This is a genomic window from Cellulosilyticum ruminicola JCM 14822, assembly GCF_001311925.1.
In the GTDB taxonomy this organism is placed as follows: Bacteria; Bacillota; Clostridia; order Lachnospirales; family Cellulosilyticaceae; genus Cellulosilyticum; species Cellulosilyticum ruminicola.
The window spans coordinates 1-21,125 of the sequence record NZ_BBCG01000026.1 but is presented as its reverse complement, the minus strand read 5'-3'; the positions used below and the strand labels follow the sequence as shown (position 1 = coordinate 21,125).

At 31.4% G+C, this 21,125-nt stretch carries 27 protein-coding genes and 1 pseudogene; 24 read left to right on the top strand and 4 right to left on the bottom strand.

The genetic code is table 11. The features are described from left to right. Nucleotides 1–118: 118 nt before the first annotated feature. From JCM14822_RS10100 to JCM14822_RS10090, 6 genes and pseudogenes are all read left to right on the top strand, one after another. On the top strand, nt 119–973 hold the full coding sequence (locus JCM14822_RS10100; RefSeq protein WP_054742051.1) for a Fic family protein: 855 nt from the start codon (nt 119–121) through the stop codon (nt 971–973). 170 nt (nt 974–1,143) lie between these two features. Next, entirely contained in the window at nt 1,144–1,326 is a 183-nt protein-coding gene (locus tag JCM14822_RS10095) for a hypothetical protein (protein ID WP_054742049.1), read from the top strand. 268 nt (nt 1,327–1,594) lie between these two features. Continuing rightward, a complete protein-coding gene (locus JCM14822_RS20260) occupies nt 1,595–1,771 on the top strand; it encodes a hypothetical protein (RefSeq protein WP_157047714.1) in 177 nt (58 codons plus the stop codon). A 29-nt stretch (nt 1,772–1,800) separates the two neighbouring features. Next, nucleotides 1,801–1,926: a hypothetical protein gene (locus tag JCM14822_RS22570; RefSeq protein WP_278287205.1), complete on the top strand. Its 126-nt coding sequence runs from the start codon at nt 1,801–1,803 to the stop codon at nt 1,924–1,926. Between the two features lie 115 nt (nt 1,927–2,041). Then, nucleotides 2,042–2,224: pseudogene (locus JCM14822_RS24990) on the top strand (IS982 family transposase); the annotation flags it as partial. Nucleotides 2,225–2,583: 359 nt separating this feature from the next. Then, nucleotides 2,584–3,189 carry an FMN-dependent NADH-azoreductase gene (locus JCM14822_RS10090; protein ID WP_054742048.1) on the top strand — a complete coding sequence of 202 codons (606 nt, stop codon included), beginning with the start codon at nt 2,584–2,586 and terminating at the stop codon, nt 3,187–3,189. A gap of 373 nt (nt 3,190–3,562) precedes the next feature. Here JCM14822_RS10090 and JCM14822_RS24985 read toward each other — a convergent pair whose 3' ends face one another. After that, entirely contained in the window at nt 3,563–3,742 is a 180-nt protein-coding gene (locus tag JCM14822_RS24985) for a peptidoglycan-binding domain-containing protein (protein ID WP_207643263.1), read from the bottom strand. A 456-nt stretch (nt 3,743–4,198) separates the two neighbouring features. Here JCM14822_RS24985 and JCM14822_RS10085 point away from each other — a divergent pair, with 456 nt between their 5' ends. Continuing rightward, the gene (locus JCM14822_RS10085) at nt 4,199–5,035 is read left to right on the top strand and encodes a nitroreductase family protein (RefSeq protein ID WP_054742046.1); all 837 of its coding nucleotides are present in this window, start codon (nt 4,199–4,201) and stop codon (nt 5,033–5,035) included. 301 nt (nt 5,036–5,336) lie between these two features. Here the strand turns inward: JCM14822_RS10085 and JCM14822_RS10080 are convergent, their stop codons facing one another. After that, nucleotides 5,337–6,035, bottom strand: a complete 699-nt coding sequence (locus tag JCM14822_RS10080; protein WP_172674805.1) for a hypothetical protein — start codon at nt 6,033–6,035, stop codon at nt 5,337–5,339. A 15-nt stretch (nt 6,036–6,050) separates the two neighbouring features. Then, nucleotides 6,051–6,263: a hypothetical protein gene (locus JCM14822_RS10075; RefSeq protein ID WP_054742039.1), complete on the bottom strand. Its 213-nt coding sequence runs from the start codon at nt 6,261–6,263 to the stop codon at nt 6,051–6,053. A gap of 141 nt (nt 6,264–6,404) precedes the next feature. Between JCM14822_RS10075 and JCM14822_RS10070 the strand changes: the two genes are divergently transcribed. Next, a complete protein-coding gene (locus JCM14822_RS10070; RefSeq protein WP_054742038.1) occupies nt 6,405–7,595 on the top strand; it encodes a glycosyltransferase in 1,191 nt (396 codons plus the stop codon). Nucleotides 7,596–8,364: 769 nt separating this feature from the next. After that, nucleotides 8,365–9,240, top strand: a complete 876-nt coding sequence (locus JCM14822_RS10065) for a ribokinase (protein WP_054742037.1) — start codon at nt 8,365–8,367, stop codon at nt 9,238–9,240. Nucleotides 9,241–9,759: 519 nt separating this feature from the next. On the opposite strand, the gene JCM14822_RS10060 is transcribed toward JCM14822_RS10065, so the two are convergent. After that, complete coding sequence (locus JCM14822_RS10060; RefSeq protein ID WP_054742036.1) at nt 9,760–10,638, bottom strand: helix-turn-helix transcriptional regulator; 879 nt, start codon at nt 10,636–10,638, stop codon at nt 9,760–9,762. 142 nt (nt 10,639–10,780) lie between these two features. Between JCM14822_RS10060 and JCM14822_RS10055 the strand changes: the two genes are divergently transcribed. The 15 genes from JCM14822_RS10055 (at nt 10,781) to JCM14822_RS09995 (ending at nt 21,054) form a co-directional block, all read left to right on the top strand. Next, nucleotides 10,781–11,959, top strand: a complete 1,179-nt coding sequence (locus JCM14822_RS10055; RefSeq protein ID WP_054742035.1) for an iron-containing alcohol dehydrogenase — start codon at nt 10,781–10,783, stop codon at nt 11,957–11,959. A gap of 4 nt (nt 11,960–11,963) precedes the next feature. After that, complete coding sequence (locus JCM14822_RS10050) at nt 11,964–12,716, top strand: SDR family NAD(P)-dependent oxidoreductase (RefSeq protein WP_054742034.1); 753 nt, start codon at nt 11,964–11,966, stop codon at nt 12,714–12,716. A 266-nt stretch (nt 12,717–12,982) separates the two neighbouring features. After that, nucleotides 12,983–13,501, top strand: a complete 519-nt coding sequence (locus JCM14822_RS10045; protein ID WP_054742032.1) for a GNAT family N-acetyltransferase — start codon at nt 12,983–12,985, stop codon at nt 13,499–13,501. 363 nt (nt 13,502–13,864) lie between these two features. Then, a complete protein-coding gene (locus tag JCM14822_RS19315; protein WP_083461371.1) occupies nt 13,865–14,206 on the top strand; it encodes a family 43 glycosylhydrolase in 342 nt (113 codons plus the stop codon). Between the two features lie 54 nt (nt 14,207–14,260). Continuing rightward, complete coding sequence (locus tag JCM14822_RS19310; protein WP_083461370.1) at nt 14,261–14,449, top strand: hypothetical protein; 189 nt, start codon at nt 14,261–14,263, stop codon at nt 14,447–14,449. 314 nt (nt 14,450–14,763) lie between these two features. Continuing rightward, nucleotides 14,764–15,195, top strand: a complete 432-nt coding sequence (locus JCM14822_RS10035) for a MarR family winged helix-turn-helix transcriptional regulator (RefSeq protein ID WP_054742030.1) — start codon at nt 14,764–14,766, stop codon at nt 15,193–15,195. A 100-nt stretch (nt 15,196–15,295) separates the two neighbouring features. Then, a complete protein-coding gene (locus JCM14822_RS10030; protein ID WP_054742029.1) occupies nt 15,296–15,772 on the top strand; it encodes a glutathione peroxidase in 477 nt (158 codons plus the stop codon). Nucleotides 15,773–15,796: 24 nt separating this feature from the next. Further along, nucleotides 15,797–16,696: an NAD(P)/FAD-dependent oxidoreductase gene (locus JCM14822_RS10025; protein WP_054742027.1), complete on the top strand. Its 900-nt coding sequence runs from the start codon at nt 15,797–15,799 to the stop codon at nt 16,694–16,696. Then, a complete protein-coding gene (gene trxA / locus JCM14822_RS10020) occupies nt 16,677–16,988 on the top strand; it encodes a thioredoxin (RefSeq protein WP_054742024.1) in 312 nt (103 codons plus the stop codon). Before JCM14822_RS10025 ends, trxA begins: the two co-directional genes overlap by 20 nt. 16 nt (nt 16,989–17,004) lie before the next feature. Beyond that, nucleotides 17,005–17,541, top strand: a complete 537-nt coding sequence (locus JCM14822_RS10015; RefSeq protein WP_330377452.1) for a glutathione peroxidase — start codon at nt 17,005–17,007, stop codon at nt 17,539–17,541. Nucleotides 17,542–17,760: 219 nt separating this feature from the next. Continuing rightward, a complete protein-coding gene (locus JCM14822_RS23115) occupies nt 17,761–17,934 on the top strand; it encodes a winged helix-turn-helix transcriptional regulator (RefSeq protein WP_306307329.1) in 174 nt (57 codons plus the stop codon). A 235-nt stretch (nt 17,935–18,169) separates the two neighbouring features. After that, nucleotides 18,170–18,721: a nitroreductase family protein gene (locus JCM14822_RS10010; RefSeq protein ID WP_054742020.1), complete on the top strand. Its 552-nt coding sequence runs from the start codon at nt 18,170–18,172 to the stop codon at nt 18,719–18,721. A gap of 59 nt (nt 18,722–18,780) precedes the next feature. Next, complete coding sequence (locus JCM14822_RS10005) at nt 18,781–19,605, top strand: nitroreductase family protein (protein WP_054742019.1); 825 nt, start codon at nt 18,781–18,783, stop codon at nt 19,603–19,605. Nucleotides 19,606–19,834: 229 nt separating this feature from the next. Continuing rightward, the gene (locus JCM14822_RS22565; protein WP_054742017.1) at nt 19,835–20,263 is read left to right on the top strand and encodes an iron-containing alcohol dehydrogenase; all 429 of its coding nucleotides are present in this window, start codon (nt 19,835–19,837) and stop codon (nt 20,261–20,263) included. Next, the gene (locus JCM14822_RS09995) at nt 20,260–21,054 is read left to right on the top strand and encodes an iron-containing alcohol dehydrogenase (RefSeq protein WP_054742015.1); all 795 of its coding nucleotides are present in this window, start codon (nt 20,260–20,262) and stop codon (nt 21,052–21,054) included. Before JCM14822_RS22565 ends, JCM14822_RS09995 begins: the two co-directional genes overlap by 4 nt. The last annotated feature ends 71 nt before the right edge of the window (nt 21,055–21,125 follow it).

The following is a 21,125-nucleotide window of genomic DNA, read 5'->3' as shown; positions in this document are numbered from 1 at the left end:
GTAATTTGATATGTGTTATTTGAATAAAATATAAAGTATAAAAAATAAATATATGTTTACTTGATAAATATTGAAATATATAATAAGTTAAAAGATGAATTTAATGGTGGGTGATAGTATGGAATATAAATTACTTTCAAGTCTTTTTTATCAAGGGAAAGACGTGTATGAAGAAATATATAAAAGAAGAATAGAAAGTGAATCTACGTATCACTTTAAATTTAAAATAAATGATTATAATGCATTTGTAGTGATTAATCATGAGATATTGCAAAAAATAGAACAAATAATGAGTTTAGATAAAATATTAATGAAGCAAATGAACTTAGTACCAGGAATTGCACTTATACAATATACAAAAAGATGTTTAGTTGATGAAATAAAAATGACTAATGAAATAGAAGGTGTGCATAGTAGTAGAAGAGAAATAAATGAGATATTGAGTGATAAAGAAGAGAATAGTAAGCATAAACGTTTTTATGGATTAGTTAAGAAATATGAAATGTTATTACAAGAGCAACAAATCAAATTATCCTCATGCCAAGATATTAGAAATCTATATAATGAATTTGCACTAAAAGATGTAGTACAAGAAAATACAGTAAATGAACCAGATGGAGAAATCTTTAGAAAAGATGGTGTAAGTGTTCTAGGAAGTAATGATAGAGTAATTCATGAAGGGGTATATCCAGAAAGCAAAATTATAGAGACTATGTCAGAAGCTTTAAATGCTTTAAATAATGATTCATATGATTTTTTAATTAGAATAGCTGTATTTCATTATATGTTTGGGTATATTCATCCATTTTATGATGGGAATGGGAGAACAAGTAGGTTTATTAGTAGTTATTTATTAGCTCAAAAACTTGAATTCTTAGTTGCATGTAGATTATCATGTACTATCAAAGAAAATGTACAATCATACTATAAAGCATTTAAATTAGCAAATGATGAAAAAACAGAGGTGATTTAACAGCATTTGTAATTACATTTTTAGAGATATTAGTCAAGTCCATCGAGGGTCTATGTGAGTCATTAGATGAGAGACGTCAAAAATTAGTTTACTATAGGAACATTGGTGAAAAGATAGCTGGTAGTGATAAAAAATTATTGGGTGTTATCAGTATACTAATTCAGAACACATTGTTTGGAGATGAAGGAGTAGGTATTCAAGATATTCATGATATATGTGAAGGTGATATAGGAGAAACTAAGATTAGAAGTTGCATACTCACATTAAAAAATAAGGAACTTATCCTAGTAACAAAAGATGGAAGAAAAGAATTATATGATATTAATACAAGTAAATTAACTGAAATGGAATAACATAAAAAGATATTAATAATGCAGGGGTTATCACTTGTGAATGAAACGGTGAACCGTACCATAAGTGACTGTGTTTTTTGATTAAAAATCTTGATTGGCAATGAAATGAGCTGATTTTAAAATGATTTATTAAACTCAATAGGGTTGATTTAAAAGAGAGCTGTAATTGCTAGGAGTTTAAATATTGCAACTCTTTTTTTGTGCGATATTGCAGATAGTTTCGCAGTAGGAAACGCCACCTATTAAACCTCGATATCTAAAAGAGGCTATGAGGATGATTATTGAAGAAGATGGAGTAACAGGAGAAGAGATATTACAGCAACTATCAGATGATGGAATGGCATTGTCAGAAGAAATTGTAGAGGATATATTGAATTTAGAGAGTGGATACTTAAGATATAATGATTCAACAGGAAATGTAGTAGCTTTAAAAAGAAGAAATTAGTATTTAGTGAATGAGGAGGTGAATTAAATATGGCAGTACATCATGGTGGGAAAGTTGGGAAAGCAGGTAAGACATTAGCTTCTAAGAGTTCAAGTTCTAAAGCTAAAAGTCAAGCAGGAAAAACATTAGCTAAGCATAAATCAGAAAAGCATTAATAAAGATTATACTATTGAAGCCTATTAGGACATTGTATCTAATAGGTTATTTTTTTGCCTAAAGGAGGGGAGCAAAAAAGTAATTTGTAACTATATTGGCTACAACCATTCTGCTATTTACATTGTAGATAGTATACCTATTCCTGCATGTGACTTTGATAGAGTTCATTTTAGCAAGCGATTCAAAGATATTTCATCTTACGGTTATTGTGCTTCTAAAAAAGAAACTTACTACGATCTAAAACTTCATGCTGCAATTACTCTAGAAGGTTATATCACCGATATTGAAATAACAGCAAAAATCCCTACCCAAAAGACTTGAGAAATTGGATTAGTAAACATAGAAGACGCATAGAAACTACTTTTTCACAGTTAGCTGACTAATTTCATGTTAATCAAGCTTTATTGAACTAAGAAAATAGCTTACAACAATTATTTGGATAGAGTATTTTATACCAATATGACGCATCTATTAGTAAGTAATATGGCATGGTTATTAAGTAGATAATAAGGATTATTTGCGATAGACAGTAAAATATTGTATTAATAAAGCTGACAAAAGAATAGTTTAAGATAAGTGGGACAAACTATAAGTGAGTGAATTGAAACTAAAAAGTACTAGTATAAAATATCTTGAGAATAGAAGGGAAAATTAATATGGCTACAATACTGTATATAAGAGCAAATGATAAACCAGAAGGTGAGTCAAGGACATATCATATATCTGATAGTTTTATTGAGGAATATAAAAGAATTAATCCGCAAGATGAAATAATTACACTGGATCTTTATAAAGAAAATATTGATTTTTTAAGAGGAAAAGATTTAGATGTAGTGTTTGGTCCTAAGACTGAAGAAAGTAGAAAACACCCTATCCTAAAATATGCTTATCAGTTCGCAGAAGCAGATAAGTACGTTATTGCTGCACCTATGTGGAACTTAAGTTTTCCGGCTATTTTAAAAGCTTATATTGATTATGTAAGTATAGTAGGCATTACTTTTAAGTATACAGCAGAAGGGGCAGTTGGGCTTTGCGCAGGTAAAAAAGCATTGTTTGTAGCATCTAGAGGAGGAAGTTACTCAGATGATGTAAGAGCACAATTTGAAATGGGAGAAAGATTTATAAGGGCAATATTAAATTTCTATGGTCTAAGCGATATTCAAAGTGTTGCAGCAGAAAATGTGGATTTACAGGGCGCAGATGTAGAAGCAATCTTAAGTGAAGCTGTTAATAAAGCAAAACAAATAGCACAACAATTTTAATAGATTTTGTTAGAGTATAAGAGCTTATTGACCATGGATGATGTTGTCGATAAGCTTTTTTGTTTGTCTGCCATGAGTGGAATCTAGTGAGTACAAGCCCCGAGTGCGACTAGGCAATACATAGATTTATGATTAAAACTACTTTTCCTACTCCTGAAACTGAGTCAACTTTTGATCAAGATGTAAGAATTATCCAGGAGTAGTTAAATCAGATTAGAAGATCTATGACCCAGTACTATCAAATCTTTCCAGAACAATCCATAGAAAGAAGAAATGTATTACTTCTCTTTAATGTTACAACTTTGATTCAACGTGCCTTATCTGAATTAAAGCAATTATGTAATACTGATTCTTCGTTGGGATTTAGTGCTGTCTAGGTCAATGATGGTTTAAAGGTAGCAGGACCAACCTTACCGTCAACGGTTAATCTATGATCTTTTTGAAACTTCTTTACAGCTTTAAGTGTGTTAGTGCCAAATACGCCATCAACAGCAGTATTATAGTTACCTGTTAAATAGCCTAACTCATATAAAAGGTATTGTGCAAATGCTATTTTTCTTCTAGTATTACCTGTTGTAACATAACCACTATTATCGAAAAGTATCCTGTGAAAATAATTTCCACTAAAAACAAACAGAGATAAAGATACTAAGTATGTAGAATGCTTTCATTTTAAATTAACTGAAAAGTGGACTAATGAATTACTTAGATTAGTACTTATAGGGCAAAAAGTTTATCTATTTTAAGGGGTAGACAGTAAAATTATAAATATGTACACAAGTCTGTAAGCGTGCTAAACTGAGTGTAATAGATATTAGTCTGACAGTATGAGATATTCAGTTATTAAAGAAGAATATTCTTCTTAGGATAAATTTCTTAATTGAATAGATTGCTCTTTTTTTAATTTCTGTATATAGTTGTAAGTATAAAATATACTTTAGCAAATCTAATGCTTAAGTATGATTTCGAAGAAAATTAGTAAAGATATTATAATGAGGTAGAGGTAAAAATGAAAATAAATATTCCAGTACAAGAAACTATAAAAAAACGTAATAGTGTAAGATCATATGAAGCAAGAAAGCTTTCAGCCCAGGATAAAGAAAAGCTTATGGCATATGCTGCTAGTATAACAAATCCATTTGGTGTAAAAGTTAATTTTCATATTGTAGAAAAAGATTTAGAAGGAAAAGATGTAAAATTAGGAACCTATGGAGTTATTAAGGGAGCTACTACATTCTTAGGGGTATCAGTAGAAAATACACAGTTAGGTCTTGAAGCAGCAGGATATGCATTTGAAAACCTAGTTTTATATGCAACTCATATGGGCCTTGGGACAGTATGGTTAGCAGCAACCTTTAGTCGTGATAACTTTACGTCTGCTATGGGGATTAAAGAAAATGATTTATTCCCAGCTATTTCCCCAGTAGGATATCCAGCAGAGAAAAAAAGTTTACGAGAATCTATTATGCGTAAGGCTATGAAGTCAGATCAGAGAAAACCATGGAAAGATATTTTCTTTAAAGATAGCTTTTTCAATCCTTTAACTGAGCAAGAGGCAGGTGAATATGCTAGTGCTTTGGAAATGCTTAGATTAGCCCCTTCAGCTACTAATGCACAACCATGGAGAGTTATAAAACAAGAGAATGCTTTTCATTTTTATGAAACACATAATGTCAATGCAAGACCAGAAGAAAAACTAATCAAGAGGGTGGATGTAGGTATAGGATTAAGCCATTTCCATCAGACCGCATTAGAAAATGGTTTATCAGGGAAATTTGAAAAATTACCACAAGATAATATTGATATTTTGGAAAATACAAATTATATAATATCCTTTAAGTATTAACTGAATCCGTGAAGCTGGTTCTAAATAATTACCTCACAATCTGATTCACCAAGATTGGTTCACCATGTTTCAATTTCTATATTGGGAACAAGAAAAATCTGACCTGTTTTATCTATTGTTCGCCTTTGTCTCAAAAAACTACTAGTTTTCGAGGTACGAACTATTTACTGCTTACATTAATAGTTTCGAGATATAATAAATTTAGAATAAAATTAGCACAAAAGGATCTTTTTGAATTAGAAATTCTAGTTCAGAAAGATCCTTTTTAGTAAAAATGAGCTATGCATTAAGCGATAGACTTTTAATTATAAAAAAGCTGTTTTGCATCATAAGCTAAGAGTGCTGAGAGTTGGTCAAATGAGAAAGCCTCCCCAGTTTCAGCATTTCCCAAAGCACCAAGCATTTCGCTAGGCTTATCAGTAATTTTATACTGTTCCATACGTTGTATACATTGATTATAGAGTGGATAATCTCCTACATTAGCAGCAATTCTAGCAGCTAATGCATAAGCAGCTGCAGATTGAATATCTGTTAGAGGTTCACCAGTAATGGTGTAACTGCCATATAATGTGCCTTCTGCTATACGCTGTTTTAACCATTGTAAGCTAGTTGATGGCAGCGCATCAATCTCAGCTAATTGAAGTAATGTTTTTAGTCCTTGGACTATATGAATAGAGTCTTTATTGTACGTCTCATAGTTATAATTATTATAATAAAGTGGAAAACTATCAGAAATATAACCTGAGGTAACAATAGCTTTTGTAGTATTTGTTTGGTATAACACGTTAGCATAATCTAAGGCTTGCTTGCGATAAAGAGGATTATCAAAAGTTTCAGCAGCTAAAAATAAAGCTTCTACTATACAAAAGTCATCAATTAAAGCATTTGTTGAAAAGCCTTCACGATATACATAAATAGGATTATTTTTTAACTTTTCCTTACAAAATAATCTTAGGTTTTCAAAACCTGACTCATTTTTAGTATATGCATAATGAAGCATCATAAGTCCTATAGACTAGCGTAGTACTTCTTCTCCAGAAGCATATTCATAGCTTTTTGCTGGTAAATGATAGGTTGTTTTAATACCATCCATGGTCATGACGAGACATCTTTTTTCTACGAATGATTGTGTCATTCTAAATTCATAAGAATGTGCATGAGGATAAAAGGCGACTGTAGTGACTATAATAATAGTAGTGATAAGAAATAAAAATATTTTTTTGTACATATGTCCTAATCCTTTGTGTATATTATTGTTGGAATAATACTATAAAATTCTATATATATGAAAAATTCTACAAATAATTAAAGAGATTAAATATTAGTACAAGAAAATAAGGCATAATAAAAATATAGAATGGAGCTTAAAGTGATTATATTAGTTTGGATATTAGTACTATGTATTTTATATGATATTGTTATTTCTACAGTTGGCTTTATAAAAAAAGAGATACCAAGTGAATACGCAATTAGTCCATGTGCGACTTTCACTGTATTAATTGCCTGTCATAATGAAGAGGAAGTGATATTAGATAATTTAAAAGCACTCTATAATAGTAATTATGATAAGCGGTTGTTTAACGTATATGTTATTGCAGATCATTGTACAGATCAAACAGAAATGCTATGTCATGAATTTAAAAAAAATGTTAGGGACTTTAATATGGAAGTAATACCTGTTAAGGGAGGGAGTAAGCCTAAAGCTTTAAATAGTGGGATTGAATATTTAAAGAAACATAATCTTTGGAAGGATGAGTATATTGTTATACTGGATGCTGATAATAAAGTTAGTCCTCAGATGCTGAGCGCTTTTGATTATTATCATCAGCAGTTTGACATACTGCAATGTAGAATATGTTCAGATAATGATGAAAGTTTTATTGCAAGGAGTTTTACAGCGGCATTTAATTGGACAACTTATGATAGGCAAATTTCGAGAAATAATGCAGGCTTATCAGCTTCTTTATCAGGCACAGGGTTTAGTATTAATAGAAGTGTTTTTGATGATGTAGATTTTCAGCATTGTACAACACTAACAGAAGACTTAGAGTTTAGTGTATTAGCTATTTTAAAGGGGTACAAAATTAAGTTTGTTAAAGAACAGTATGTGCTCAATCAAAATCTTGATGAATTTAAGCCATCTATGATTCAACGAATAAGATGGTGTAGGGGACATACACAAGTTAGTATCAAATTAACAGGGAAAGTCATTAAAGAGTTTATTAGAAAGCCTAGATTGCAATTAATAGAAACCTTTTTATTTATTAATACACCTGCTAGAATAATAGTATTTACAATTGTTACCATATATATACTCGTTACTCAAATGTATATCCCAACATTTCTTGTTATTCTAAGCACAGTTATGTGTATTTATATTATTTTATATGGTCTATATTGCAATGATTATGATTTAATATATTTGCTTAACTTATTACACTATGCAATATGTATGTATGGGGCAGTTTTATATGGAGCAGTTACTTACAGAAAAACTGTTTGGGCAAAAACAGAACATAAAAAAAATAGCAGATCATATTGTAAATATAAAATAATATAATATAATATAATATAAGATATGTGCTCTACTAAATATTAGGAAAATTTTAAATCAACTTGAAAAAATATATACTCACATTAATATTTAGGTAACCTATGAAATCAGTTAAATCATTGCTCAAGATAAATTTAAACAAAGTCCATAATATAAGTGCATCTAATACTTATATTATGGACTTTTATTATTTGACAAGAGGTTATTTTTTATTAGAAAATAGTTTGCAGTTATTTGCATACATAAAACATTCAAAATAAATGGGAGTCCACATGCAAAAGAGTGCACATATACTAAAGATAACTTTTTCAATCCTTTAACTGAGCAAGAGGCAGGTGAATATGCTAGTGCTTTGGAAATGCTTAGATTAGCTCCTTCAGCTACTAATACACAACCATGGAGAGTTATAAAATAAGAGAATGATTTTCATTTTTATGAAACACATAATGCTAAGGCAAAACCAGAAGAAAAACTAATCAATAATATGTAACAATGATATATGATATGATGAAAAAAATTGATAGCATGAGCACTAATTTACAAGAAATATTAAGTTAACTATAAAGCATATTTAGTTTAAAAATAAATTAATGATAGTATATCGAGTCAGAAAATAGTACAATTAAAGATATCTAATCCTAGAGCATAAGAATGTGAAGAGGCTTATGCTCTAGGATTTTTTAGTTGATTTGTAGCATTACATTGAAAATGGCTGTATATATAATTGAATATAAAAGAATACATAAGATATATGAATAGTGATAAGGAGGAGCATATGAGAATATTAAATTTTGGATCATTAAACTATGACTATGTTTATTCATTGCCACATATTGTGACACTTGGAGAAACTATAGCCTCTACAAAGATGGAGATATTCTGTGGAGGTAAAGGTTTAAATCAATCTATTGCATTAGCTAAGGCTGGGGCTAATGTATATCATGCGGGAATGGTAGGCGAAGATGGTCAGGAGCTTTGCAGTGTGTTAGCTGAAAATGGCGTTGACATACAGCATGTGAAGCAGATTGATGGCAAAAGTGGACATGCAATTATTCAGGTAGAAGAATCAGGTCAAAATTCAATTGTATTATTTGGCGGTAGTAATCGAAGAATTACTAAAGACTATATAGATGCGATATTGTCACAATTTGAAAAAGGCGATTATTTATTATTACAAAATGAAGTGAATCTAGTGGATTATCTCATTGAGCAAGCTTATGAAAAAGGATTAAAAATCATACTTAATCCTTCGCCATATGATCAACAGTTAGAAAAGTGTGATTTTAATAAGATTGATACTTTTTTATTAAATGAAGTAGAAGGTTATCAAGTTACTGGAAAGACAGAACCAGAAGAGATTTTAAATGAAATGTTAAAAAAATATCCTAAAGCTTCTGTGGTACTTACATTAGGAGATAAAGGGGCTAGATATGGACAAAGCGAAAAGCGATATAGGCAGTCAAGTTTTAAGGTAGATGTAGTAGATACAACAGCGGCCGGAGATACATTTACAGGATTTTATCTTGCAGAAATTATGCGTGGGCATGAAGTTCAGGAGGCATTAGAGTTAGCGGCTAAGGCATCTGCTATTGCAGTAGGAAGAGCAGGCGCAGCCAATTCTATACCAAAGTTAGAAGAGCTAGAAGCTTGAGCTTCGAAAAGTATATTAAATATTCAATCAATTACTCAAGCATAATAAAATGGAAAAAAGAATACGTTTCTTTTAATGAGTTTATTGGGGGATAATAAAATGATTAAAGGAATAGAAGGACTTAGTACGACTGAAATTAACGATGAATTAACGAGAGGCGTAAGGTTTATAGTTTATCAATAGTGTATTACATGCTTTGACATTTAAAAGAACTTCGAAGATTTATATTACTTAGCTTAATATTAGGATGGTGGGGAATATCTTGGGGCCTATTTACACAGTTAGTTCAGTAATCAAGAATTTAAGTGGTGGAATTGATTGTATTATGCTAACCCTACTTAAACAGTTTTATATAAAGATATGTATAAATAAAATTTAGTTGGTACAAAGAAGCAGAGTTCAAGTTTGAACTCTGCTCAGGCTGTAGACAATGTAATTGTCTACAGCCTGAAAATATTATCGTATTGTATGCGATAGTATTTTATTTGGTTGAAGAAAATTCTGATGGACACAGTTATATTAATTATGATTAGATATTGCTCTTTTTCGATATTCTCCAGGTGTTAAACCTGTAGCTCCTTTGAAAGACTTAATCATATGGCTAGAATCTGAAAACCCCAATTCTAAACTGATATAGGTAATATCAAAATCGGTAAACATTAGATAGTCTTTCGTTTTATGAATACGTATTTTTTCAATATAGGATTTACAGCTTTCATGGTAGACGTGGAGAAACTTTTTGGCAAAGTGAGAATAGCTCATTTGACATTTAGCAGCGATATCTGTTACACGCAGATTAGAGTGTATATTGGCATCGATATATTCGGTAATATTGTAGATATCATATTTTTCATCCTCTGCATAGATTTCATGGCCAATTACGAATCCTTTGTCCTGCCAACATCTTACAATTCCAATGAGTAACTTATAAAGCTCAGAATGTATAATCATGTCATAGCAGTAATGCTTCATTCGATATTCTTGAATGCAGCGCTGAAAAATCTCAGAAGCATTTATTTTACTTGTTTCATTTGCGTTAAAAACTATATGTAACTGTTTTTTTTCTGCAAAGCGGAAGATGCTTCGAAGTTTAGGGGCATAATCAGTCGTTAAATGCATATGACTAATATCTAGTTTAATACCCACCATATAAAGAGGAAAATCATGATTAGAAGAAATAGCATGAACTGTTTTAGGATGAAGGAGAATCATTCCACCACTATGAAGGACATAAGAGGCATTATCTAAGTCAATTTGAGCAACACCGTTAATGACATAAAGTATTTCCATATAATAGTGCCAATGGGGCTTAACTGGCAGTGAATCCTTATTACTATGGAAATAAAAACATTCTATAGGTGTATTGATTAAATCACTTTTTTCAAGAAGAGCAGACATAACTTATACCTCACAAAATAGATTTATACAATTATTGTATAAGATTATTACACCGCATTTTAAATGAAAAAGCTATAATTATGTTAGATAAATTAATAAATAGGAATATATTTATACAAAAATATAAAGGAGATAGCAATATATGGAAAATTTTAATTTTTACAGTCCAACAGAATTTATATTTGGTAAACAAAGAGAAAATGAATGTGGAAGTTATGTAAAGAAGTATGGTGGCAATAAAGTATTAATTCATTATGGCAGTAAATCAGCAGTAGAATCAGGATTGCTTGACCGTGTGAAGGCATCATTGACTAAAGAAAATATAGATTTTGTAGAATTAGGTGGTGTACAACCAAATCCAAGAGATACAAAAATTTATGAAGGTATTGAAATTTGCAGGAAAGAAAATGTAGATTTTATTTTATCAGTAGGAGGTGGTTCTTGCATTGATAGTTCAAAAGCTATTGCTATAGGTGCACTTTATGATGGAGACTTTTGGGATTTCTATGGAACGGGTAAAATTGTAGAACGTGCATTACCTATTGGAACTGTTCTTACAATAGCGGCAGCTGGAAGTGAAGCATCTGGTGGTTCGGTTGTAACGAAAGAGGAAGGTATGTTAAAACGTGATACAGGCTCTGATTTATTAAGACCAAGATTTTCAATATTAAATCCAGAGCTTACTTGTACGTTACCAGCATATCAAACAGCATGTGGCGTTACAGATATTATGGCCCATGTATTTGAACGTTATTTCACAAATACACTAGAAGTAGAAGTTACAGATAGACTTTGCGAAGGTTTACTACTTACATTGTTAAAAGAAGCACCAAGAGTAATAAATGAACCTAATAATTATGAAGCAAGGGCTAACATTATGTGGGCAGGAACTGTGGCGCACAATGATATTGTAGGCGTAGGAAGAAGTCAGGATTGGAATAGTCATGCCATTGAACATGAGCTTTCAGGATTATATGATTGCGCACATGGGGCAGGATTGGCTGTAGTGATGCCTGCTTGGATGGAATTTGTATGTGACCATAATGTGATGAGATTTGCTCAGATGGCAGTTAGGGTATTTGGCTGTGAAATGAACTTTGAAAACCCTAAAGAAACAGCTATGAAAGGAATTAAGGCATTTAGAAAATTCCTTCATGAGATAGGTATGCCAATTAACTTTAAGGAGTTAGGTGCAAGAGAAGAAGACATTCCAGTACTTGTGAAAAATCTCGGCATCAAAGATAAGACATGGGGATTTAAACCTTTAAGTGCAGAAGATGTAACTCAAATTTTAAAAATAGCGGTGAGAGCAGAGGTATAATAGAATGATTGATGTTAAAGGTAGATGGGCGTTTATAACAGGAGCAAGTAGAGGAATAGGTTATCTTACAGCCAAATTTATGGCAGAGCAAGGTTGTAATTTGATTTTACATAGTAGGAAATTAGAACATACATTAAAAGTAGTAGAAGAAGTTCACAAATTAGGCGTTCAAGCTTATGGTGTATGTGCAGAATTATCAGATTTAGAAGCAGTTGAAAAAATGTTAAAAGAAATTGATAATCTTGGTGTAGAGATAGACATTGTGCTTAATAATGCAGGATTACAAATAGCATATCGTAATGAATATTTCAAAACACCTGTAACAGATTATACAGAGAGCTTTAAAATCAATACCATTGCACCAGCGATGATTTGCTATCACTTTATGCCTAAGATGATTGAAAGAGGATTTGGAAGAATTTTAAACACAACAAGTGGTATTGCACTTGAACCACAACAGGCAGGGTATTCAGCTAGTAAAGCTGCATTAGATAAAATTACAATTGATTTAGGTGCTACAGTTGAAGGAACTGATGTATGCATTAACTTAACAGATCCAGGTTGGTGTAGAACAGATTTAGGTGGCATGCAGGCGCCAAATGCACCTGAAAGTGCTATTCCTGGTATTGTAGTTGGGGCATTTATAGAAGATCAGAAATCTGGACGTTTCCTTGGTGCACAACATTTCACAGGAATGACATTAGAAGAAGCAGTAGAAAAAGCAGAACGTGAATTTGATAGTCCATATAATAAATAGCTTTTATAATATGAAAAGGCAGTCATAATGGCTGCCTTTTTACTTAGTAACTGTGATAGTACGCACAAAATTGAAACTTAGTGGTAAAAGTGATACTATTGCTTATATTACATGTGCTTGATGGAGGATATAAATGCCTAAATCAGTAGAGATAAGTAGTGAATGTCCTATAAACATTGCGTTTAATGTGATTTAATGAATTATGAAGGCTAGTATGTGCTATGTGTGAGTGGGAAAAAGAGTATAGCAAGATAATAGGAGATAGTATGAACAATTTAGCAATTCAAGAATGTAGTTTAGAAGATATAGAAGTAATCAAATACATTTCAGCAAAAACATTTTGTGAAACATTTGAAGAGGATAATTCAGAAGAAGATATGGCAAATTATCTTAAGGAAAACTTCTCAGATGCCCAAGTCGAAAGTGAAGTAAGCAATCCAGAGTCACAATTCTTCATCGTAAAAGACAATGAGGAAGTAGTTGCTTATATGAAACTCAATGTGGGCAATGCACAAACAGAAAAAGGACATGAGCATGCATTAGAAGTGCAAAGAATCTATGTGTTTGAGGAGTACAAAGGAAAAGGCATTGGTGGTGCATTAATGCAAGAAGCCATTAAAAATGCCAAAGACAAAAATCTAGAGTACGTTTGGCTAGGTGTATGGGAACATAATTATTCTGCACAAAAATTTTATGAAAAGCATGGATTTAAAAAGTTTAGTGAGCACATTTTCAAATTAGGTGATGATGAACAAACTGATTATTTGATGAAACTTATGCTTTAGAAAAGTAAAATTTGTAAAATAAAGGAATAATTAAAGATACAATTAGAATACAACTATGTAGTAGCGGGTGATTATACAACATTACTACATAGTTGTATTTTTTATGTTTTTATTTATAAACTAATTTAATGTCTGTGGTTATGGCATCCATGGTAATGGGTATTATGACTTAGACATCATGTATAGGATTATTAGGTGATGTAAGAACTCATGTTCCTACTTTAATCTGTGAAAATGGATTATGGTGGTCACCATCAACTGGCAAGGTATAGGATGAAGTACTCACAAGATGGATGCAACTAGAAAAATAGTACTCAAGTTTTCCCATCAGAACTTTCATGGTGGAGAAGGTATGCACCTAATATGAGAAAAAATGATGTATGGGGACCTAATATTGAGTACTATAAAGAAAAGTATTATATGTACTATAGTGTATCAGAATTTGGTAAAAAGAATTCAGCAATTGGCGTAGTTGCTTGTTCAAGTATTTTAAAAGGTGACTGGAAAGACGGTGGTGTAGTTCTATCATCAAAGGAAGGTCAGAGCGAGCATAATGCAATTGATCCATCAAATAAACCATGGCTTGTATTTGGCTTATGGGGAGATGGAATTCATATTGTATACCTTGATGTTAATACAATGAAACCATCGGAAGGATATATAGTATTGCTAGTAAATCAGGCGGTATTGAAGGAACTTGCATGACTTATAAAGATGGTTACTATTATTTATTTGCATCTATAGGAAGATGTTGTCAAGGTGTTAACAGCACATATAAAAATATCTATGGTCGTTCAAAAAAACATAACTGGTCCATTCCTTGATAAAAAAGGTGTATATTTAAGAAAAGGTGGCGGAACAGTTTTAGATAGTGGTAATAATAGATGGGTTGGACCAGGTGTTTATAAAAATGGTTCTATGTACTATTTAATAAGACATGCCATATGATGTTCAAAATAATGGTGAATCAACTATGCTACTTGATATGCTTAGATTTTCAAATGGTTGGCCAACATATTAAAATGTTAAAAATTTAAATAAGTAAATAATCATAAAAATAATTCAATAGGTTATAGCAGCTATTTAGTGGAGTGGAATGAATCTACTAGATAGCTGCTTGTTTTAGTTTTCTCATTAGTCTAAATTTTACTAGGTATTAGTTTAAAGATAAATATAGGGTTGACAAAAATATTAATAAGGGGTAATATTTTGTTAGATTGATTGAACACAATTGAATTTTGCAAAATGAAAGTGAGTTTATTATGGTACCGTATGAAAAGTTAAAGTTAGATAATCAATTATGTTTCTCTTTGTATGCAGCTTCAAGAGAAGTAATTAAAATTTATAAACCACTATTAGACAAATATGGTTTAACATATACACAATATATTGCAATGTTAGTTGTGTGGGAACATGAAAAGATAACTGTTAAAGCAATGGGGCAAAAACTCCATTTAGATTCAGGAACACTTACACCAGTGCTTAAAAAATTAGTTGCTATGGGATTGGTAGAGAAATATAGGGATATCAATGATGATCGTGTAGTAATTATTGAGGTAAGTGAAAAAGGTAAAAGATTAAAGGATGAAATCTGTGAAGTTCCAGATCAGATGTATTGTAAATTAGATAGTAATATAGAAGAAGTAAAGGAGCTAAAGAGATTATTAGATCAATTATTAAATACATTTAAGTAGAGTTTGTTAATACTAACAAATTCTATTATTTTAATCAAATTAGTTGAGTGCAATTAAATTTATATAAATTAATATTATGTAATTAATGGAGGAAATAGGAATGAAATTTTATGATTTTTCAGCAGTAAAAATGAATAACCAAGAAGTAAAAATGGAAGAATTTAAAGGGAAGGTAGTATTAGTTGTTAATACAGCTAGTAAATGTGGTTTAACACCACAATTTATTGAATTAGAGGAGCTTAACAAGAAATATAAAGCACAAGGGTTAGAAATTTTAGGCTTCCCATGTAACCAATTTGCAAAACAAGATCCAGGAAGTAACTCAGATATTCAGGAATTTTGTTCATTGAACTATGGTGTGACATTTGAGATGTTCCAAAAGATTGATGTAAATGGAGCGGGGGCACATCCGTTATATAAATTCTTAAAGAATGAGAAAAAGGGTGTGTTTAGTGATGAGATTAAATGGAACTTTACTAAGTTTTTAATTGATTCAGAAGGAAATGTAGTCAAAAGATATGCACCGACAGTGAAACCTTCAAAAATAGAAGCAGATATTAAAGCATTATTAAAATAATAAGTTAAAGGTAGGTTAATAGTCATGAATGAAAGATATGATATTGCAATAATAGGAAGTGGTCCAGCTGGTATTTCAGCTGCCATAAATGCAAAAGTAAGAAATAAAAAATTCATTATATTTGGAAGTAAAGAAATAAGTACTAAACTAGCTAAGGCACATAAGATTAATAATTATCTTGGCATGTATGGAAAAAGTGGAGCTGAGATTAAAGAAGCCTTTGCAAATCATTTAGAAGCAATGGAAATCGAAATAACAGAGGAAAAAATTAATAATATCTATGCTATGGGTGAGTATTTTACATTAATGGCAAACGATAAAATGTATGAAGCAACTTCTATTATATTAGCTACAGGTGTTAACTTTGGAAAACCACTAGTAGGAGAAGAAATGTATTTAGGTAAAGGTGTAGGGTATTGTGCAACATGCGATGCAGGATTATATAGAGATAAAGTTGTTACAATCATTGCCTATAATAAACATGAAGAGGCAGAAGCTAACTTTACAGCAACATTAGCATCGAAGGTATACTATATACCAATGTATAAAGAAGAAGTTGAAGTGGATGAATCTATTGAAATCGTAAGAGATATACCAGTAGAAATAGTAGGAGACAAAACTGTAAATCGCCTGATTTTAAAAAATGGTGAAATTGAAACAGATGGAGTATTCATTTTAAGAGATAGTATATCACCAGGACAATTAGTTCCAGGATTAAAACTTGATGGTAATCATGTTGAGGTTGATAGACTAATGAAAACTAATATAGATGGATGCTATGCTGCAGGAGATATTGTTGGGGCACCATATCAATATATCAAGTCAGCTGGTGAAGGAAATATAGCTGCATTATCAGCAGTATCTTATGTAGATCAACTTAAAAAAAGAATAAGGAGAATTAATTATGTTAAAAATAGTGAATGAAAGTAATTTTAGTGAAGAGATTGGAAGTGGTGTAGTAGTAGTAGACTTTTTTGCTGATTGGTGTGGTCCTTGTAAAATGCTCTCACCAGTATTAGAGGAATTACAAAGTGAATTAATGGACCAAGTAAAAATTATAAAGGTTAATGTGGATGAAAGTTCGAGTCTTGCACGTCAATATAGCATTACAAATATACCTGCTCTAGTAGTTTTAAAAGACGGGAATGAAGTGGATAGACTAGTTGGATTTTCTCCAAAACAAATTATTAAAGAAAATATTGAAAAAAGCTTATAAGCTAAGGAGGATAAAAATTATGATATATGATATTAAAGTTAAAAATGTACAAGGTGAAGAAGTTTCATTAGAGAAATATAGAGGAAAAGTATTGTTAATCGTAAATACTGCTAGTGGTTGTGGATTTACACCACAATACGAAGGATTACAAAAGATTTATGATGAGAATAAAGATAAAGGATTTGAAATATTAGATTTTCCATGTAATCAATTTTTTGATCAAGCACCAGGAAGCGATGAAGAACTTTCTAGCTTCTGCCAGGTAACATATGGAACAACTTTTGAAACTTTTGCTAAGATTGATGTAAATGGAGAAAATGCTTCAGAGCTTTATAAGTTCCTTAAGAAAGAAGCACCTCAAGCAGAGGAAGATGAAGCTTCAGAAGGATTATATAACAAACTTAAAGAGGCTGGTTTTACAACAGAAGGTGATGACATTAAATGGAACTTTACTAAGTTTCTAGTTGATGCAGAAGGTAATGTAGTCAAAAGATATGCACCTACAGTGGAACCTTCTAAAATTGAAGCAGATATTAAAGCATTATTAAAATAATAAAGAGTTATTATGAAGGTACCTTTTCCTTTCTAAAATACAAGGTTTCAAAATTAGGATTAAATGATAAAATCTAGTTAATAGAATTGTGATAGAAAGGAAAAAGGATTTATATGGGAAAAGCAAAAAGTATTCCATTGTAATGTTGAGTTAACCGTTGACCTTATTAAAGGTAAATGGACACCGCTTATTCTTTGATATATAGGCAATTCAGGAACTTTGAGATATGGAGAATTAAAAAGAGAATTACCTAATATTAATGAAAGAGTATTATTAAGACAGCTGAGAGAATTAGAGGAACATCAATTAATCAGTAGAAAGGTTTATGATAAAGTGCCACCCAAGGTAGAGTATTCATTAACTGAAATTAGTAAGACATTTTGCCTATATTAAATGTATTAGGTGAATGGAGCAAAAAGTATAATGAGGATACTCAATATGGAGAATTTGATTTAAAATAGGGTTATGAGCACTGAAAATATATTAAGCACACATGAGTTTTAGACTGATGTGTGCTTTTGAATTAGGAAAGCTACAGACAATAATGTCCGTACTTGTAGGAAGAATAAAAGTAAATATATAGTTTAATTAATAGAAAAAGTTATTTAATGAAAGAAGGTATTTAACAGTGGACGCAATTACAATGATTAAAGAGAGAAGAAGCATAAGAAAGTTTAAAAACGAAAAAGTAGATAGAGAACTTATGAAAGAAATCGTTGATATCGCTAAATGGGCGCCATCATGGGTAAACTTCCAAATCGCAAGATATACATTAGTGGATAATGAAGAGATTATCGGGCAACTTGCAAATGAAGGTGTAAATGGATTTGTCTATAACATTGATACTTTAAAAAATGCAAAAGGTGTTGCAGTACTTAGTTTCGTTAAAGGTAAAAGTGGTAAAATAGATGAAACAAATTATGCGACATCATTAGGTAATAGCTGGGAAATTTTTGATGCGGGTATCGCATGTCAAACATTCTGTTTAGCAGCTCATGCAAAAGGTGTAGGCACATGTATCATGGGTGTAATCGATGAGAAATCAATTGCAAGAATCGTAAACTTACCAGAAGAAGAAACAGTAGCAGCATTAATTGTTTATGGTTATGAAGCAGATGACTATGTAGCATCAGCTCAAAGAAAAGAAACAGAAGAAATTATGCGTTTTGCAGATAAATAAGGGTTATTTCTTATTTTGACGATATTGATGTAAGATATGACGGAAGGGTAGTGACTAGAATGAGAGTAGATAAAGAAAAATGTATAGGATGTACACTATGTACACAAGACTGTATAGTAAGTGATATAGAGATGGTTGATGGAAAATCACATATCAAAAATGAGACATGTATAAAATGTGGGCATTGTATTGCAATCTGTCCAGTTAAAGCGATATCGTCAGATGATGAAGAAGCATATTCAATGGATGAAGTTTTAGAATATGATAAAGAAAAATTTGATATAGATCCAGAGAATTTAATGAACTTCATGAAATTTAGAAGAAGCGTTAGATTATTTAAAAATCAAGATGTAGAAGAAGAAAAAATACAAGAAATAATTGGTGCAGGAAAGTATACTCAGACAGGAAGTAATACGCAAGATGTTTCTTATGTTATTGTAAAAAATAAACTTCAAGAAGTAAGAAAAATGGTCTTAGAGTCATTAAATGCAATGGCAACTCAAATGATAGCAGATGAAAATACGCCAAAGCAAGTTATTGTATATGCACATATGTGGCAAAAAATGTACAAAGACTTTTTAGAGAATCCAGATGGAGAGGATAGACTATTCTTTAAGGCACCAGTATTAGTTGTTGTAAAAGCTAATAGAGTTTTAAATGGTGCTTTAGCAGCATCAAAAATGGAGCTTATGGTGAATGCTTTAGGATTAGGCACATATTTCAGTGGCTTTTTAGAAAGAGCAGTAGCTGTTAATCCAGAGCTTAAAGAATTACTACAAATAGGACAAGGCGAAGAATTTGTAGCGGCTATGCTTATTGGATATCCAAGGGTACAGTACAAAAGAACTGTACCAAGAAAAGCTGCAAAAGTAACAGTGATATAATTATAAATAGTTAATAAGGCACCTAAAATATAAAGTTTAGGTGCTTTTTTGTTGCTTAAAAATTTTAAAGTTTAGTTTTCTTTATATTCAAAAATAAACTGAATGAGGATATTTTTATATATGAAATCTTGTTATTTACAAAATGTTTATACTATAGAAGTTGAAACGGTATATACTAGATACATATGAGAGTACTTAAACGCAAGAAGACATTAAAGGGGGAACAATTATGAATAATATAAAATGGAAAATCAAAAAAGGAAGTTATAGAGCTTTTCAATCTGTGATAAAAGTAGCTTTAAGATTTATGCCCTATCCAAAACAAAAGTTGATTACCGGAAGTGACAGCATATTAAAAATCTCGGTAATACTTAAGCAAGAAAAGATTGAAAAAATATTGTTGGTGTGTAGTAAGTCTGTAAGAAAAAGAGGAATGCTAAACGAACTTATTAAAGGACTAGAACGAGAAGAAATAGCTTATACAATTTTTGAAGATATACAACCTAATCCTACCATTGAAAATGTAGAAGCAGGCTATAAACTTTATACACAGAATAAATGTCAGGGCATTGTGGCCATAGGCGGTGGATCACCATTAGACTGTGCCAAGATTATAGGCATTAAGTTGGTAATCCTAAGCTTACTTATGAAGCGATGAAACATATAACAGCTATTAGAAAGCCTATGCCTTTATTTGTGGCAGTTCCAACTACAGCAGGGACAGGTTCTGAAAGTACAGCAGGAGCTGTAATTACAAATGCAAATAATCATTCGAAATATCCGGTTGTATCATTGTTTTTAATCCCACAGTATGCTGTGTTAGATGAAACTTTAACCATAGGTTTACCTAAAGATGTTACGGCCTATACAGGAATGGATGCATTAACTCATGCAGTGGAAGCTTATATTGGGGAATTTGGTACAGCATATACTGATGAAGAAGCATTAAAGGCTATTAAAATGATATTTGAGAATCTAGAACAGGCTTATTTACATGGTGAAAATTTAGAATATAGAAGGAATATGTTAGTTGCTTCGAATTATGCCGCTAATGCTTTTACAAGAGCTCATGTAGGTTATGTACATACTATTTCACATGCCCTAAGTGCCATTTATAATGTGGGTCATGGCAAAACCAATGCCATTATTTTACCGTACATGCTTGAACATTATGGTAAAAGTGCAGAAGGTAAATTAGCACAAATTGCTATATATACAGGCCTCGGTAAGGAAGAAGAAGGACAGGAAGTATTAGCAAAGAAGGTTATTAAGCGAATCAAAGATATGAATGAAAAGATGGATATTCCAAGTAAAGTTGAAGAATTGAAAGAGAAAGATATTGAATTAGTTGTAAATAAGGCACTAAAGGAAGGAAATCCTGCTTATCCTGTACCTAAGATTATGAACCGTGAAGAGATGGATGAGATAGTAAGAGAGCTTTTAAACTAGTAAATCTGTAAGATAAATTGATGGTTTAGATAGGGGCTGAGTTGCTTGAAAAGTAACTCAGCTTTTTTATT

What these genes read in the sequence shown, in the direction of transcription:
- JCM14822_RS10100 (WP_054742051.1), top strand. Translation starts at nt 119, where the DNA reads ATGGAATATAAATTACTTTCAAGTCTTTTTTATCAAGGGAAAGACGTG.
- JCM14822_RS20260 (WP_157047714.1), top strand. Translation starts at nt 1,595, where the DNA reads ATGAGGATGATTATTGAAGAAGATGGAGTAACAGGAGAAGAGATATTA.
- JCM14822_RS22570 (WP_278287205.1), top strand. Translation starts at nt 1,801, where the DNA reads ATGGCAGTACATCATGGTGGGAAAGTTGGGAAAGCAGGTAAGACATTA.
- JCM14822_RS10090 (WP_054742048.1), top strand. Translation starts at nt 2,584, where the DNA reads ATGGCTACAATACTGTATATAAGAGCAAATGATAAACCAGAAGGTGAG.
- JCM14822_RS10085 (WP_054742046.1), top strand. Translation starts at nt 4,199, where the DNA reads ATGAAAATAAATATTCCAGTACAAGAAACTATAAAAAAACGTAATAGT.
- JCM14822_RS10080 (WP_172674805.1), bottom strand. Translation starts at nt 6,035, where the DNA reads ATGCTTCATTATGCATATACTAAAAATGAGTCAGGTTTTGAAAACCTA.
- JCM14822_RS10075 (WP_054742039.1), bottom strand. Translation starts at nt 6,263, where the DNA reads ATGTACAAAAAAATATTTTTATTTCTTATCACTACTATTATTATAGTC.
- JCM14822_RS10065 (WP_054742037.1), top strand. Translation starts at nt 8,365, where the DNA reads ATGAGAATATTAAATTTTGGATCATTAAACTATGACTATGTTTATTCA.
- JCM14822_RS10060 (WP_054742036.1), bottom strand. Translation starts at nt 10,638, where the DNA reads ATGTCTGCTCTTCTTGAAAAAAGTGATTTAATCAATACACCTATAGAA.
- JCM14822_RS10055 (WP_054742035.1), top strand. Translation starts at nt 10,781, where the DNA reads ATGGAAAATTTTAATTTTTACAGTCCAACAGAATTTATATTTGGTAAA.
- JCM14822_RS10050 (WP_054742034.1), top strand. Translation starts at nt 11,964, where the DNA reads ATGATTGATGTTAAAGGTAGATGGGCGTTTATAACAGGAGCAAGTAGA.
- JCM14822_RS10045 (WP_054742032.1), top strand. Translation starts at nt 12,983, where the DNA reads ATGAACAATTTAGCAATTCAAGAATGTAGTTTAGAAGATATAGAAGTA.
- JCM14822_RS19315 (WP_083461371.1), top strand. Translation starts at nt 13,865, where the DNA reads ATGAGAAAAAATGATGTATGGGGACCTAATATTGAGTACTATAAAGAA.
- JCM14822_RS10035 (WP_054742030.1), top strand. Translation starts at nt 14,764, where the DNA reads ATGGTACCGTATGAAAAGTTAAAGTTAGATAATCAATTATGTTTCTCT.
- JCM14822_RS10030 (WP_054742029.1), top strand. Translation starts at nt 15,296, where the DNA reads ATGAAATTTTATGATTTTTCAGCAGTAAAAATGAATAACCAAGAAGTA.
- JCM14822_RS10025 (WP_054742027.1), top strand. Translation starts at nt 15,797, where the DNA reads ATGAATGAAAGATATGATATTGCAATAATAGGAAGTGGTCCAGCTGGT.
- trxA (WP_054742024.1), top strand. Translation starts at nt 16,677, where the DNA reads ATGTTAAAAATAGTGAATGAAAGTAATTTTAGTGAAGAGATTGGAAGT.
- JCM14822_RS10005 (WP_054742019.1), top strand. Translation starts at nt 18,781, where the DNA reads ATGAGAGTAGATAAAGAAAAATGTATAGGATGTACACTATGTACACAA.
- JCM14822_RS22565 (WP_054742017.1), top strand. Translation starts at nt 19,835, where the DNA reads ATGAATAATATAAAATGGAAAATCAAAAAAGGAAGTTATAGAGCTTTT.
- JCM14822_RS09995 (WP_054742015.1), top strand. Translation starts at nt 20,260, where the DNA reads ATGAAACATATAACAGCTATTAGAAAGCCTATGCCTTTATTTGTGGCA.